We start from the raw sequence: 13,906 nt of genomic DNA, 5'->3' as shown, positions 1-13,906 counted from the left end.
AATGAAACCGCGCCGAAGATGGCAGAGTCTTCGGTTTTTCTGGTTTTAATGAATGTTATATATTGGTGTGGGGGATGAGTTTATGGGATTGCAAACAAATGACGAAGGAGTCCGCTTGCGGGAGGTCAAGGAGAGTGATCTTCCTATCTTTTTCGAGCAGCAATTGGATCCTGCCGCAAACTATATGGCTGCTTTCACATCTAAGGATCCATCAGACAAGACGGCTTTTTTGACACACTGGAAGAACATCTTATCGAACCGGGATATTCAAAAAAAGACCATACTCTGCAATGGGGGTGTGGCAGGCAGCATTCTCAAGTTTGAACAATTTGGTAACCCGGAAGTGAGTTATTGGATCGGGAAGCAATTTTGGGGTAAAGGGATCGCTACATGTGCACTGCTCCATTTTTTGCCGAACATAAAAGTCCGCCCTCTTTATGCCCGCGCAGCCAAGGATAACCTTGCATCCATCCGGGTGCTGGAAAAATGCGGATTTGAAAGAGACGATGAGGACAAAGGATATTCCCATGCAAGAGGCAAAGAGGTTGAAGAATTCATTTTGAAACTTGAAAGTTAAGATAATAATAACAATATCGTTTAGCCTATGAGGAAACGGGTGACAGACAATGGGATATAAGATTTTTTCCATCATTTTTATTTTATGCGGCCTTTTTATAATGTGGTTCGCCCTATTTGGCAAAAAGAAAGAAATCAAAGAGTTCGGCTCCGGAGTACCCACAAATTTCATCGATGTAATTTTAATGATGATATATAAGCTCTTACCTTCCATTATTAGAAAAATCCTTCTATTTGCATTGGGTCTGGCTATTTCTATCGGATTTACCTATATATTGTATAAATTATAGTGAATTTTCCTTATCAGATAAAATAATCTTGAAACTTTATTCTTACGGAATCGTATAAAATGGTAACGATATATAGGAGTTGTTGCTATTTCGAAGAAAAAAGTGAAGGCAGTGTTTTTGGATAATGGGGGCGGGAAGTTGACGTCGGCGGAGGCATTGGTTCAATATACCCAATTAGAAGAATATCAGTATAGTAATAATATGCATAATATGGTAATGTTGAATTTGTGTGATTTTGGAAATTCATAAAAAAGGAAGGTATTATATGTCTGAATCGGTTCTTAAGGTTCAATCCTTAACTAAAAAAATTGGAAAAGCAACCATCGTAGACAATGTTAGCTTTGAAATAAAAAGCAATGAAATATTTGGTTTACTTGGTCCGAATGGTGCTGGGAAGACCACGATCATCCGTATGATCACAGGTCTCATCAATCGTACGGGCGGTACGGTCATGATCAATGGAAGTGACCTCGATCATGATTTCGAAGGTGCGATGCATGAATTGGGGGCCATTGTTGAAAATCCGGAGTTCTATAAATATATGACAGGCAGAAAGAATATCCTGCATTATGCCCGGATGTCATCCAATGACATATCCAATGAGAGAATAGAAGAGGTCATTAAGCTTGTCAAACTGGATCATGCCATCGATAAGAAGGTTAAAACCTATTCATTGGGAATGCGCCAGCGCCTTGGCGTGGCACAGGCCATTTTACATAAACCGTCGTTATTGATTTTTGATGAACCGACGAACGGCTTGGATCCGCAAGGGATTCGCGAGTTTCGTGATTATTTGAAAGTACTGGCAAGTGAAGGCGTCGGGATATTGATTTCATCACATTTACTATCGGAAATGCAATTGATGTGTGATAGTTTTGCCGTTATCGAAAAGGGAAAACTGATCCATACGAAAGAACATATTGTTGATGAAAAAACCGAAACGATCAATGAAGTGTCATTCACCGTCAGTGATGGGAAGCTAGCTAAAAAAATCCTTCAAGAACAGTTTGCGGATATCACGATCCTAAAAAATGGTGCGAAGAAAATCTCCGTATCGGCCACCCGAGAACAAACAGCCCATATAAACAGGAGTTTTAATGCAAATGATCTGGATGTCTTTGAAATTGGCATAACCAGAAAATCGCTGGAAGATAAATTCTTCGAAATCACTGAGCAGGAAATGAGGGAGTCTGTATGATGTCCTTAGTAAAAAATGAATGGATGAAAATCTTTTCAAAAGTATCAACTTATATATTCATCGCTTTTCTATTATTGGCAGCATTAGGGGCTGCGGTCATCGATTATAAACTAAGTCCTGACGAAACGAATAAAGATTGGAAGCAAGAGTTAAACGCCGATATCCAAGAACAGGAAAAGGCTTTGGAAGCTAAGGAAATCAGTGAAGAAGAAAAAGCCGCCATCATGGAAGAAATTACTTACAACAAGCAACTGTTGGCTGATAATATAAACCCTGACTTAAACACGAATTGGACCTATATGGCTGAATGGACTACATCATTAACATCATTTGTCACTTTATTCGTCGTTATTGTTTGTAGCTCGCTCGTTTCCTCGGAATTTTCCGATGGGACCATTAAACAACTGTTGATCAGGCCTTATAAACGTTGGAAGATCCTTCTTTCCAAATATATTACTTCCTTGTTATTTGCAGCGTTACTACTTGCGAGCCTGCTTATATTCAGTTATCTAATCGGAATCATATTCTTTGGCAATGGTTCGTATTCAGACAAAATCATGGATCCTGCATCTTTCGAATTCAGTCCGGTGGTAGTCGGCGAATATTTCGTGGACATGATCGTTTACTGGATACCAGGATTCCTGGTCATCACGACCATCGCTTTCATGTTAAGCACATTATTTAAAAACCAAGCACTTGCAGTAGGTATATCCATTTTCATCCTATTTGCCTCTTCGACATTAAATATGGTCATTCAATCATTCATCGGAAAATACGAGTGGTTAAAATTCGTCCTATTCCCCCATCTCGATTTAAGGGGCTATATTTCCGGAACGATAGACATGTTCGATGGAGCTACACTTGGATTCTCGATGGGTGTACTGGGGATCTATTATCTTATCTTTTTAGCGCTAACTTTCTTCTTCTTCCAGAAAAAAGATATCACTAATTAAATAGAGCGAAAAACCGAAATCAGTGGCTGATTTCGGTTTTCTTATGCAACAGGAATGTTGCTGCTTTGAATCTGGCATAAAGTGAAACCTTTATCCAAAATTATCCGTATAAGATAATATGAGGATATTCAGTTGGGTTTAGGGGTGGAAAATGAATAAAAACAAGGTTCTATTAATTGGACTTATAGGATTTTCTTTATTTCTAATGGGCATGGTGATATCACAATGGACAGTTGCTGGCGTAGTGATCGGGATAAGCGGAGGGTTCGTAATGGGGATCAGTTCCTACCAGTTTGCTAGTCAGTAGCTCCATGTACATATGAACAATACACTGGTTAATTGCGGACTTCGCGGAAATAATCTGATAGAGATGGAGCAGGTTTAAAGATGGGGAAAATGCATTATAAACGAAAGTTAGTCATTGTTTTTACAATTATTGGAATAGCGTTAGGGTTCTATGTGTACTCGGCATTCTCTCAAAAATTGACAAAATCAACAGATTTGTCTGATGAATCTATCGGGGGATTTAAAGTGTTTGATAACATATCGAGTCCGGAATTCATCAGGGAATATGGAGAACCCATCGATCAGGATAATAATAAGGCTTATGATTATTATTATTGGAAGGGCGGGTTGAAAACGGCCTCTATCAATACAGACGAGGATAAAGGGAAAATCATGCGGTTGATCATTTCAAGTACGGACGACGCCCAATTTGAAAACTCCCTTCAAACAAGCAAAGGCATTAAATTAGGAAGTAAGAAAGCGGACGTCCTTTCGAAGTACGGAGAACATTATTATAAAAGTTATGAACAGGGAGCCGATATTATCGGATACATTGACCATAAACGAAATATTACCTTGGAATTCTGGTGTGTACCAGGTGGAAGGGTCGCAGAAATACGATTGGATGATGCAGATGTCATTTAATGATTTCACCAGCGTCCCCGATTATCGGTTTTAGCTGTTTAAGTGAATAAGAAAGCGATGCGATAAAGAATATGTTCATAAAAAATTTCATCTATCATTACATCATTTATCCGATCATATTTGTTGGGGTATATGCATTATTTGTTATTTTTAAGCTTGATGTTACCCCGTTCCTATAAGTGACGCTATGCATATGATTTTAATCTATTATTTTGCAATTAGTGTGTAAAATGCCTTGTCTACCATAAAATCTAACCGTAATAAAAAAGGCAGCCAATAAAACAGTACTCATTGGAATTTACATATTTTTGCATGAATTCCGAAACCATTTATCCAGGTTATCCGTATATGTAATTATGAACGGTGCCGGGAAGCTCCGGTATTTATAAGCATTTATCATTTTAATAAATTTGGGAGATGAAGGATCATGAGCGAAAAGGGTTGTATGAAATGCGGAAGCAATGATGCTGCTAAGAAGGATGTAGCCATGACAGGAACAGGCTTGTCAAAAATGTTCGATGTCCAGACTAATCAATTTACGGTTGTGTATTGCAAGCAGTGCGGTTATTCGGAGTTTTATAATAGGCAATCATCTGCAGGCAGTAATCTGCTGGATCTATTCTTGGGATGATCATTGGCACGACAAGAATCCCCTTTTACATGAAAAGGGGATTCTTGTTTTTTCATACTGCCCATTACCCGATGAAGTGATTTTGAACGACTTTTGTAAATTCCTTGGCGACGGGTGAAAGGTGTTTAGCTGATTTCATGACCAATCCGATCTCCCGGGAAAGTTCCGGGTTCAAGGGCAGGCTTTTGAGGTGTTCGGGTTTTTCCGGTAAAGCCAGGTTTGGCATAATCGTGATGCCTAATTTTCCTGCTACCATTGAGAGCACCGTTTGATTGTCTTTAATGTCGTATGAAATGTTTGGTTTTATCTTGGCTTCCAGGAATCTATCTTCTATGAGTGTTTCACAGCCAGATCTCAGCATGATGAATGGTTGATCAACGAAGTCTTCCAGGTTCAATGAGGTTTTCCCTGAAAGCGGATGGCCTTCGTATATGACAGCTGATAGAGGATCATTTAGCAGAGGGATGAATTCCACGTTCTTTACTGGTTTTGCTGCAAAGCCGATGTCCACTGTTCCTTCTTCGATCCATGTTAAGATTTCCTCATATCCACCTTCATGAATCAGCAAATCGATATTAGGGTATTTTTCTTTAAAGATAGAGAATAGCTTTGGTATGAATCTGGCAGTGAAGCTTGGAAAACTGCCAATCGTTATTTTACCGATTTCCATTCCATTCACAGCTGCAATCTTTTGTTCGATATGTGCAAGGTTGGCAGCAATGGCCCGCATATGCGGAATGACTTGTTCTCCCGCAGTCGTGAGTGTTATACCTTTTCGGTCACGCTTCAATAAAGTCACACCAAGTTCCGTTTCAAGTGCTGTAATGTTATGGCTCACGCCTGATTGAGTCAGTCCGATCCGGTCTCCCGCTTTCGTAAAACTTCCGTGTTCAACAACATGTAAAAAGACTTCCAGTTGAAAAAAATTCAAATGCCCCACACCCTTCTTTTATGAATTGTACATGAGAAACTCTAATCCAAGTAATGAAAAACATTCATTTTACTTATGATGTGGTCGAGAATACAATAACATTACAAATTAAAATACGAATGGGTGATGGAAAATGATGAAACGGAAATACGGGCAAATTTTTTCACCGTACACGCTTTCTAATGGAACGGTTCTTAAAAACAGGATTGTAGTTGCGCCGATGACCACTTATTCAGGTCAAGAGGATGGCTTGGTTTCTGACGAGGAATTAGCTTACTATAAAAGAAGGGCGGATGGACCTGCCATGTTCATTACTGCTGCTGCCGCCATTTCCCCTGTTGCGACAAGCTTTCCCCGGCAAATGAAAGTATATGATGAACAAAGCATCGCTGGACTCACTGAGCTTTCAAAAACCATCAAATCCAAAGGTGCAAAAGCCATTCTCCAGCTTCATCATGGCGGAAGCGAGAGCCTTCCAAGCTGTACAGGCGGAGAAAAAATGGTTAGTCCGAGCGGAATCATTGCAAGCGTTTATAAAGGAATGGGCGAAGAGTACATTCCAAGGTCAATGAGCCACACTGAGATTCTATCCACTATTCAAGACTTTGGAAGAGCCACCCGCCATGCCATTCGTTCAGGATTCGACGGTGTGGAAATCCATGGAGCGAATGGCTATCTCCTGCAGCAGTTTTTCTCACCCCACTCTAACAGACGGAGAGATCATTGGGGAGGGAGTTTGAAGAATAGAATGCATTTTCCACTTGCCGTCATTGCGGAGGTGAAGCGGATCCGTGATCTATATGCAGACAAGGAATTCGTTATTGGGTATCGCTTCTCCCCCGAAGAACCGGAAGAAGGCGGATTGAAAATGGATGATACAGCCGCATTGGTAGATGAATTGGCAACTCAGGGGCTTTCCTATTTACATCTTTCTGTTAAAAATGTCTGGTCCATGCCTAGAAGCGGATTGAACAGGGGATTGACAAGGACCGAAATTCTCCGCGATGTCATCGCTGGCAGGACCAGTTTCATATCACTTGGATCGATTCATACTCCAGAGGAAGCAAATGCTGTGCTTGAGAAAAATATACCGCTTTTCGCTTTAGGAAGGGAATTGCTGATGGAACCGGACTGGGCCGCCAAAATAAAGGAAGGCAGGGAAGAGGAAATCATGACAGCCTTACCGCGCGATAGCAGGTGCACATTAATGATTCCGGATCAAATGTGGGCGAATATCATGACTCGTGACGGCATGCCCGAGAAATGATAGTATGAATGTGAAAAATGGAAATTCCATGAGGGGAAATTAAATGAATAAAATAGCACTTCTTCAACTGTCTCTAGCCATGACAATCTTCGGTTCTGTCGGTTTCTTTTCGGAACTATCAGGACTTCCTGCATTGGAACTGGTTTTTGTTCGCTGCATTTGTGCTGCCGTTTTCTTATGTGCAGCCTGGATGATTACCGGACATTTCAAGAACGAAATATGGAATGGCAGGGAGGTAATGCTCATCATTTTCTGCGCGGTGGCCAACTTGTTGAACTGGATATTCCTCTTTAAATCTTTTGAGCTGATATCGGTGACAATCGCCATTTCGCTTTATCATTTAGCGCCGATCCTTGTACTCATTATAGGGAGCTTCATTTTTAGGGAGAAAATGAATGTATTCTCCATCTTGGCCATTTCCCTTTGCTTCATTGGCACATTACTCATTATGGGAACAGATGGATTTCGATCATCATCCCCTGAATGGGAGGGCATCATGTATGGGATCATTGCTGCCTTTTTCTATGCGGCAACCATGCTTTTAGGAAAGAGCATTACAAAGACCAGTGTATATGCGACCACATTTCTGCAAATGTTCATTGGATTTCTATTACTGATTCCTTTTGTCGATTATTCCGTATATACAACGTTAAATTCTTCCGAATGGTATTATACGGTGCTTACCGGCATCATCCATACAGGCGTCGTGTATTTGCTGTTTTTTAATAGTATTCGCCATTTGCCTACAAATGTAGTATCTTTCATGATTTTTGTCGATCCGGCAGTTGCCATCCTTTTGGATATTCTGCTTTCAGGATTTAAACCGGACGGGATTCAAATTCTGGGTATTTCCTTGATATTCATTGGGGTGGTCTATTCACTTAAAACGACTGGACCGACTGAAAATGATGTCATGCAGAAAAGGCCGCACACAATGTGAGGCCTTTTTCCTTTATGCATGTACCTATTGATTAAAATGATAGACATCCCAAATGTCAGGGGTTTCTGATCCAATGTACCAAGCAGCTGCACCGCCAAGATGACTTTGTTTAACCAGGTCCATACGGAGCTTCATCGATTTTTTATCTTCTATCCAAATTTGATGCTTTTTCCCTTTGGAAGTATACACCACGTAATTTTGTTGCGTCTGTTTATCCCATACCTTTTTAAGTTTTTGAGTTGAAATGATTTTGTTGACCTCAGCCATGGTACGGTCATGACTTTTCACTTTTTTGGTCGACAAATCGGTCACCCATTCTCTCGTATAAAATGGTACAGCCAATATGATCTTATGAGCAGGTACTTCTTTCATTAAAAGCTTGGTTCCTTCTTTGATCCAAGGTAACGAGGAAACGGACCCGGCTACCGGGCTCCCTCCCCAATGCTCGTCATAACCCATTATGATTATATAGTCCGCTATTTTGCCAAGTGCTTTCCTATCTAGGCTTTTTGACCAATAAGGGTCGTCATTTTCTCGGGTGACATCCACAGACACTTTAATTCCATGCGGTTTTAGTGCCTTTTTCAGTTCGCCTATGAAAAGTACAAAGTCCTTCTTATTTTTTGGGTCGATGTTTTCGAAATCTACATTTATTCCATCACTTTTCGTTTTAACAAGTGAATCGCGTAAAGCTGAAACTAATTTCTGGCGTTTTTTTGTATTGCCTAGTACAGAACCAGTTAATACAGGGTCAAATTTATTCCCGATAAGCTGCCAAACTTGTTTTCCTTGTTTATGTGCAGTTTGGTTGTATTTTGCATCTACAGAAACGGAAACATAATTACCGGTATCCGTCAGCGTATAAGAACGGGGAGATACTACATTCAAATTGGGGTGTTTAAGTTGCTGGGTATAGTTTTCTTTCGATCCATTATGCTTCCAGCCCATGACGATACGATTTTGCGCCTTATTTTGAAGTTGGGATTTCTTTATCCAGCCCTTTTTTCCGCCAAGCAATTGAACCTGGTAGTAATAATCAGGAACCTTCAATTTTTGGCCCACTTTAAGGGTAACCGTGCGTAAGTTATTTAATTTCGTCAAATCATTTGTTGTTACCTTGTATTTAGTAGAAATCTTCCACAATGTATCGCCTGATACAACCTTATGGATCTTATATTTCTGGGGGATCTTCAGGTTTTGGCCAACAGTTATTTCGGAAGAAGTTAATTTATTTACTTTTTGCAGCTCACTTACTGAAACACCATATTGATTTGCTATTTTCCATAGTGTGTTTCCAGACTTCACTTTATGAATGATGGGCCCCGCGGAATCCCCAACGGTAGAAGAAATGATGGGAAACTCTTCGCCCTTCTTTAAGGTCTTTAATAGAGTGGAACCTAATTTAGGAGAACTAAAAACTTTTGTATTGTCCGCTTTAACAGAACCTATGGATTGGGTTTTACTTGATGAATGACCACTGGTAGGAAAGAGACACATACAAAGAAGGCTTAACATAATAAAACATCCAAAGAATTTTTTCACAATGATTTTATTCCCCTTTGTAAAATTTAACTTTACTAGTTTACTATGGAGAATAGCCATATAAATAGAGGTACATTGTGGAAAGGCATTTCTAACCATCGCGTGGGACGAATTATTCCGTAAGAAGGACAAGTGATTTGTAAGTAGAAGGGGAGGGTTTATATGTCAAATTTTGAATTACAGTTTTATGATTTCAACATATGGGCAAATAATCAGATTTTCAACCGTTTAAAAGAGCTTCCAAAGGATGTTTACCATCAGGAAGTTCAAAGTGTGTTTTCATCGATATCGAGTGTGATGGCCCATGTGTATCTTTCCGATCTGGGGTGGGCGGAAGTTTTTTCCGGTAAAAGCATGAAACATGCATTGGATTTGGCTGAACAACGGAAGGAACAAACAGAGTCAAAGGAATTGGAGGAAATGGAGGCCATGTTTATTGAGTTATCCGAGCGGTACAAATCGCTGCTTGGCCAAAAAGAAAATATGCATAAACCTCTTATAATTGAGAATCCAGCTGGCGGACAAATGAAAACAAGTGCAGCCGAATTGGTACCGCATGTCGTGAATCATGGAACCTATCATCGGGGCAATATCACGGCCATGTTGCGCCAAATGGGTTATGCCTCAACTTCGACGGATTATGGTCTTTATTTATTTTTAAAAGGAGAGTAACGGGACTTCATTTGCTTACTGATGGGACTGTAAGCATTGACAGTCCTGTTATTAAAGTAAGGCCGCCTGTTATTTTGAAGATAACGGAATCCTATATATGTGAACAGGTTAACCGGTTCTTCCTGGTTAGCCTTTTTTACGTTTGTCACTGGAATTGACTTGTACATGACATTTGTCATCTTCTAGTCATGACACCTGGTACTAATAAAATCAGGTTGATTTCTTTATACTATGGATAACGACAAAATAAAAGGAAGTGCAATTGAAATATGACCTTGCAAAATACGAAATCCTTGAAAAAACAAATTGCTCCTTTTGAACAATCAACGACAAAGCAAAGTATATGGCAGATCATCAATACTTTGGGGCCGTTCATCATTCTATGGTACCTAGCATATATAAGTCTTTCCGTTTCTTATTGGTTAGCTTTAATCCCGGCTGTGTTTGCTGCTGGATTCTTGACGAGAATATTCATCATTTTTCATGATTGTACGCATCATTCATTTTTCAAAGACCGCCGTGCGAATAGAATCGTCGGTACGATCATGGGTGTTTTGACTTTATTCCCGTTTGATCAATGGGGACATGAGCATTCAGTGCATCACGCAACAAGCGGTAATTTGGATAAGCGGGGTACAGGTGATATTTGGACCCTTACGGTAGATGAGTATTTGGCTGCACCGTTTAAACTTCGTTTTGCTTATCGTTTTTATCGTAATCCATTGGTCATGTTTGGTTTGGGGCCGATTTATGTTTTCCTTCTTAAAAATAGATTTAACCGTAAAGGTGCTAGAAAGAAGGAAAAAAATAATACGTATTTGACGAATGTATTAATCGTCGTTTTTGCGGCATTGCTTTGCCTGGCAGTAGGCTGGCAGTCGTTCCTTCTGGTACAAGGTTCCATTTTCATGATTTCCGGTTCAATCGGCATTTGGCTGTTTTACGTCCAGCACACATTCGAGGACTCTTATTTTGAAGAAAATGAAGAGTGGGAATATGTATTGGCAGCAGTGGAGGGAAGTTCTTTTTATAAGCTTCCAAAACTGATGCAGTTCCTTACTGGCAATATCGGTTACCATCATGTTCACCATTTAAGTCCAAGGGTGCCTAACTATAAATTGGAAATGGCGCATAATAATACGCAGCCTTTAGAGAACGTTCCGACGATCACTCTTGCGACAAGCTTGCGCTCACTCGGTTTCCGTTTATGGGATGAGGAATCCAAGAATTTCGTCGGTTTCAAGGACATAAAATATTTAACGAAAAAAAGTGTTTCCACTCAAGTGAAATCTGAACTGTAACGTTCATGTATCATTCCAGACTCCCTTAATAATCCTCGGATTTGGGGAGTCTTTGTTTCATATAAGGAACTCGATAAAGGAGAGAACTTAAAAATGATTCGAATTGTCATTGCAGAAAATCAGCAAATGCTATTAGAGGCAATAAGTTCTCTACTCAATCTTGAAGAAGATATAGAAATTGTCGGGCAAGCCAGTAACGGAGAAGAAGCGATGGCTCTTGTACACCAATTACGGCCTGATGTGTGTATCATGGATATGGAGATGCCTGTAATGAGCGGACTCGAGGCAGCGGAAGCATTAAGGTCATTTGAATGCAAAGTGGTCATTTTAACGACATTTCGAAGGACTGGTTATTTTCAACTCGCATTAAAGGCTGATGTAAGTGGTTATTTATTGAAGGATAACCCGGGTGAAGAGTTAGCCTGCTCGATTCGCAGCATAATGGATGGCAAGCGAATATACTCCCCAGAGCTTATTGATGGGCCTTCCAGCCATAATGGCCGGGAAATGGGAGTGTTAGGGCTGTTAGCCGATGGTCCATCCAATATTGAGCCGTCCAATCAAAGCGGCACAATTGGGACAGTACGGAAGTATTTTACGACGATCAAGGATAAAATGAAGTTACCGGCTGGTTAGGATTTGTTTCTTAAATTGTGTTGACACGTTTTTTTAAATTGTGTACGATGGATTAAATCATAATATTGAAAATTCTGTGATGAAGAGAGTAGTTCATTTGGAAATGGAAAGCGAGTTAGGGATGGTGGGAGCCTAATGCAGGTCGGATGAATGAAGCGCACTTTGGAGAAATTTCTTGAAACGTTCAGTAGGGAATATCGGGGAGTCACCTCGTTAACAATGGAAAGTGGCCGCAATTTGTGGCAACTAGAGTGGTACCACGGGAATTCATGCTCTCGTCTCTTATTTAGAGGCGGGGGCTTTTTTGTTTAGGAGGGAAAATGACGATGAATAAACCAATTGCAGAATTGATTTCAACTGCTTTGAACAATGAAATGCCAGCAAGTGAAATAGAAAAATTAATGGAAAAGCCAAAAATGATGGAGTTAGGTGATGTCGCCTTTCCGTGCTTTACTCTTGCGAAAAAATTCAAAAAATCGCCTCAGGTGATTGCGTCGGAAATAGCCCAACAATTAAACAGTACGTTGATCCAAGAAGTGAACGTAGTGGGAGGTTATCTGAATATCTTCTTCAATCAACAGATGGTGACGGAAAACGTGCTGCAAACGATATTAAGGGAAAAGGATCAGTATGGTTCGATACAGACTGAACAGGGAAATGTCGTGATTGATTATTCCTCCCCGAATATTGCCAAGCCTTTTTCCATGGGACACTTACGTTCAACGGTCATAGGGAATGCACTGGCCAACATTGCCGAAAAAAATGGCTACAATGCAGTTCGTATCAATCATTTAGGAGATTGGGGCACGCAATTCGGTAAGTTGATTGTCGCGTATAAGCTGTGGGGAGATAAAGAGGCAATCGAAGCTTCTCCGATTCAGGAATTATTGAAAATCTATGTGAAGTTCCATGAAAGAGCAGAAACCGATGAATCATTGAATGAACAAGCACGCGCAAGCTTCAAGTCGCTTGAAGACGGGGACGAGGAAGCACTGGCATTGTGGAAATGGTTCAGGGATGCGTCGTTAAAAGAATTCGAGACGATTTATGATTTATTGGGCATCCGTTTTGATTCCTATGCCGGTGAAGCATTTTACAATGACAAAATGGATGCGGTTGTCGGGGAACTAAAAGAAAAAGGCCTGCTTGCCCTTTCAGAAGGTGCCTATGTCGTGCAATTGGAAGATATGCCGCCTTGTTTGATTACGAAAACCGATGGTGCGACACTTTATGCCACACGTGATTTAGCTGCTGCCATGTATCGCAAAAAACAGTATGAGGCAAAGAAAACATTTTATGTGGTCGGAAATGAACAATCCCTGCACTTTAAACAACTCTTTAACGTCATTGAAAAAATGGGGTATGAGTGGTCAAAAGACTTACAGCACGTAGCATTTGGCATGATGCTAAAAGACGGTAAGAAAATGTCGACCCGTAAAGGGAAAGTTGTGCTGCTTGCGGATGTATTGGCAGAGGCGATTGAAACTGCAAAGCGCAATATTGAAGAAAAAAATCAAGCGCTTGAACAGAAAGAACTGGTTGCAAGACAAGTCGGTGTCGGAGCGGTAATCTTTAATGATTTAAAAAATAACCGCATGAACGATATTGATTTTTCATTAGAGCAAATGATGAATTTTGAGGGAGAAACGGGCCCCTATGTACAGTACACATATGCGCGAATTTCCTCCTTGCTTGAAAAAGGTGATTTTAAAGAGCAGGCCATCCAATATGAAGCTTTAGGCGAATATGCGTGGCCAGTCATCCAGCTGCTGGAGCAATACCCGATCATTGTCCAAAAATCATTTGAACAAGCCGATCCATCACAAATCGCGAAATTCAGCTTGCATGTATCGCGTGCATTCAATAAGTATTATGCACATTCGAAAATCTTAGTGGAAGATGAATGGAAACAAATGAAGCTCTCATTCGCTTTTTCCGTTGCAATCGTATTGAAGGATGCGCTAAGTTTATTGGGCATTTCAACGCCGAATAAAATGTAATCCATGTCTATAAAAGGAGCCATTTTGTTTCAAAATGGC

14 protein-coding genes and 1 other annotated feature are annotated in these 13,906 nt (G+C 40.4%); of the genes, 12 read left to right on the top strand and 2 right to left on the bottom strand.

Annotation, left to right across the window (positions count from 1 at the left end; all coding sequences use genetic code 11):
* Positions 1 to 82 precede the first annotated feature (82 nt).
* The 6 genes from AC0VX1_RS21870 (at position 83) to AC0VX1_RS21845 (ending at position 4,578) form a co-directional block, all read left to right on the top strand.
* Positions 83 to 577, top strand: a complete 495-nt coding sequence (locus tag AC0VX1_RS21870; RefSeq protein ID WP_413023733.1) for a GNAT family N-acetyltransferase — start codon at positions 83 to 85, stop codon at positions 575 to 577.
* Between the two features lie 554 nt (positions 578 to 1,131).
* Positions 1,132 to 2,064, top strand: coding sequence for an ABC transporter ATP-binding protein (locus AC0VX1_RS21865; RefSeq protein WP_057276420.1), 933 nt, complete (start codon positions 1,132 to 1,134; stop codon positions 2,062 to 2,064).
* Positions 2,064 to 3,017: an ABC transporter permease gene (locus AC0VX1_RS21860; protein ID WP_176548671.1), complete on the top strand. Its 954-nt coding sequence runs from the start codon at positions 2,064 to 2,066 to the stop codon at positions 3,015 to 3,017. Before AC0VX1_RS21865 ends, AC0VX1_RS21860 begins: the two co-directional genes overlap by 1 nt.
* A 151-nt stretch (positions 3,018 to 3,168) precedes the next feature.
* Positions 3,169 to 3,324 carry a hypothetical protein gene (locus tag AC0VX1_RS21855; RefSeq protein ID WP_475468975.1) on the top strand — a complete coding sequence of 52 codons (156 nt, stop codon included), beginning with the start codon at positions 3,169 to 3,171 and terminating at the stop codon, positions 3,322 to 3,324.
* 80 nt (positions 3,325 to 3,404) lie between these two features.
* Positions 3,405 to 3,947, top strand: coding sequence for a hypothetical protein (locus tag AC0VX1_RS21850; RefSeq protein WP_369315260.1), 543 nt, complete (start codon positions 3,405 to 3,407; stop codon positions 3,945 to 3,947).
* A gap of 427 nt (positions 3,948 to 4,374) precedes the next feature.
* Complete coding sequence (locus AC0VX1_RS21845) at positions 4,375 to 4,578, top strand: zinc ribbon domain-containing protein (RefSeq protein ID WP_475468973.1); 204 nt, start codon at positions 4,375 to 4,377, stop codon at positions 4,576 to 4,578.
* A gap of 64 nt (positions 4,579 to 4,642) precedes the next feature.
* On the opposite strand, the gene AC0VX1_RS21840 is transcribed toward AC0VX1_RS21845, so the two are convergent.
* On the bottom strand, positions 4,643 to 5,509 hold the full coding sequence (locus AC0VX1_RS21840) for a LysR family transcriptional regulator (RefSeq protein ID WP_475468971.1): 867 nt from the start codon (positions 5,507 to 5,509) through the stop codon (positions 4,643 to 4,645).
* Positions 5,510 to 5,642: 133 nt separating this feature from the next.
* On the opposite strand from AC0VX1_RS21840, the gene AC0VX1_RS21835 reads away from it, so the two are divergent.
* Both AC0VX1_RS21835 and AC0VX1_RS21830 read left to right on the top strand, forming a co-directional pair.
* Positions 5,643 to 6,776 carry an NADH-dependent flavin oxidoreductase gene (locus AC0VX1_RS21835; RefSeq protein WP_475468968.1) on the top strand — a complete coding sequence of 378 codons (1,134 nt, stop codon included), beginning with the start codon at positions 5,643 to 5,645 and terminating at the stop codon, positions 6,774 to 6,776.
* Positions 6,777 to 6,819: 43 nt separating this feature from the next.
* Positions 6,820 to 7,716: a DMT family transporter gene (locus AC0VX1_RS21830; protein ID WP_475468967.1), complete on the top strand. Its 897-nt coding sequence runs from the start codon at positions 6,820 to 6,822 to the stop codon at positions 7,714 to 7,716.
* 24 nt (positions 7,717 to 7,740) lie between these two features.
* On the opposite strand, the gene AC0VX1_RS21825 is transcribed toward AC0VX1_RS21830, so the two are convergent.
* Positions 7,741 to 9,231 carry a LysM peptidoglycan-binding domain-containing protein gene (locus AC0VX1_RS21825; RefSeq protein WP_475468965.1) on the bottom strand — a complete coding sequence of 497 codons (1,491 nt, stop codon included), beginning with the start codon at positions 9,229 to 9,231 and terminating at the stop codon, positions 7,741 to 7,743.
* Between the two features lie 189 nt (positions 9,232 to 9,420).
* On the opposite strand from AC0VX1_RS21825, the gene AC0VX1_RS21820 reads away from it, so the two are divergent.
* The 4 genes from AC0VX1_RS21820 to argS all read left to right on the top strand — a co-directional run bounded on the left by AC0VX1_RS21820 (position 9,421) and on the right by argS (position 13,867).
* A complete protein-coding gene (locus AC0VX1_RS21820) occupies positions 9,421 to 9,930 on the top strand; it encodes a DinB family protein (protein ID WP_400448812.1) in 510 nt (169 codons plus the stop codon).
* 269 nt (positions 9,931 to 10,199) lie between these two features.
* Positions 10,200 to 11,231 carry a Delta(5) desaturase DesA gene (desA, locus tag AC0VX1_RS21815; protein WP_475468963.1) on the top strand — a complete coding sequence of 344 codons (1,032 nt, stop codon included), beginning with the start codon at positions 10,200 to 10,202 and terminating at the stop codon, positions 11,229 to 11,231.
* Between the two features lie 93 nt (positions 11,232 to 11,324).
* The gene (locus AC0VX1_RS21810) at positions 11,325 to 11,867 is read left to right on the top strand and encodes a response regulator (RefSeq protein ID WP_191929402.1); all 543 of its coding nucleotides are present in this window, start codon (positions 11,325 to 11,327) and stop codon (positions 11,865 to 11,867) included.
* Positions 11,868 to 11,934: 67 nt separating this feature from the next.
* Positions 11,935 to 12,153, top strand: a binding site (T-box leader).
* A 34-nt stretch (positions 12,154 to 12,187) separates the two neighbouring features.
* Positions 12,188 to 13,867, top strand: coding sequence for an arginine--tRNA ligase (gene argS, locus AC0VX1_RS21805; protein ID WP_413023746.1), 1,680 nt, complete (start codon positions 12,188 to 12,190; stop codon positions 13,865 to 13,867).
* Positions 13,868 to 13,906 lie beyond the last annotated feature (39 nt).

The sequence above is a fragment of the Peribacillus sp. QJM3NY_7 genome, assembly GCF_056173225.1.
The sequence above is the reverse complement of the archived record's forward strand: the minus strand, read 5'-3'. Positions and strand labels throughout refer to the sequence as shown.

Excerpts from the sequence above, each read along its gene's own strand:
- AC0VX1_RS21825 (WP_475468965.1), bottom strand. The coding sequence starts at position 9,231 with ATGTTAAGCCTTCTTTGTATGTGTCTCTTTCCTACCAGTGGTCATTCA.
- AC0VX1_RS21835 (WP_475468968.1), top strand. The coding sequence starts at position 5,643 with ATGATGAAACGGAAATACGGGCAAATTTTTTCACCGTACACGCTTTCT.
- AC0VX1_RS21850 (WP_369315260.1), top strand. The coding sequence starts at position 3,405 with ATGGGGAAAATGCATTATAAACGAAAGTTAGTCATTGTTTTTACAATT.
- AC0VX1_RS21865 (WP_057276420.1), top strand. The coding sequence starts at position 1,132 with ATGTCTGAATCGGTTCTTAAGGTTCAATCCTTAACTAAAAAAATTGGA.
- AC0VX1_RS21870 (WP_413023733.1), top strand. The coding sequence starts at position 83 with ATGGGATTGCAAACAAATGACGAAGGAGTCCGCTTGCGGGAGGTCAAG.
- AC0VX1_RS21860 (WP_176548671.1), top strand. The coding sequence starts at position 2,064 with ATGTCCTTAGTAAAAAATGAATGGATGAAAATCTTTTCAAAAGTATCA.
- desA (WP_475468963.1), top strand. The coding sequence starts at position 10,200 with ATGACCTTGCAAAATACGAAATCCTTGAAAAAACAAATTGCTCCTTTT.
- AC0VX1_RS21855 (WP_475468975.1), top strand. The coding sequence starts at position 3,169 with ATGAATAAAAACAAGGTTCTATTAATTGGACTTATAGGATTTTCTTTA.
- AC0VX1_RS21810 (WP_191929402.1), top strand. The coding sequence starts at position 11,325 with ATGATTCGAATTGTCATTGCAGAAAATCAGCAAATGCTATTAGAGGCA.
- AC0VX1_RS21845 (WP_475468973.1), top strand. The coding sequence starts at position 4,375 with ATGAGCGAAAAGGGTTGTATGAAATGCGGAAGCAATGATGCTGCTAAG.
- AC0VX1_RS21820 (WP_400448812.1), top strand. The coding sequence starts at position 9,421 with ATGTCAAATTTTGAATTACAGTTTTATGATTTCAACATATGGGCAAAT.
- argS (WP_413023746.1), top strand. The coding sequence starts at position 12,188 with ATGACGATGAATAAACCAATTGCAGAATTGATTTCAACTGCTTTGAAC.
- AC0VX1_RS21830 (WP_475468967.1), top strand. The coding sequence starts at position 6,820 with ATGAATAAAATAGCACTTCTTCAACTGTCTCTAGCCATGACAATCTTC.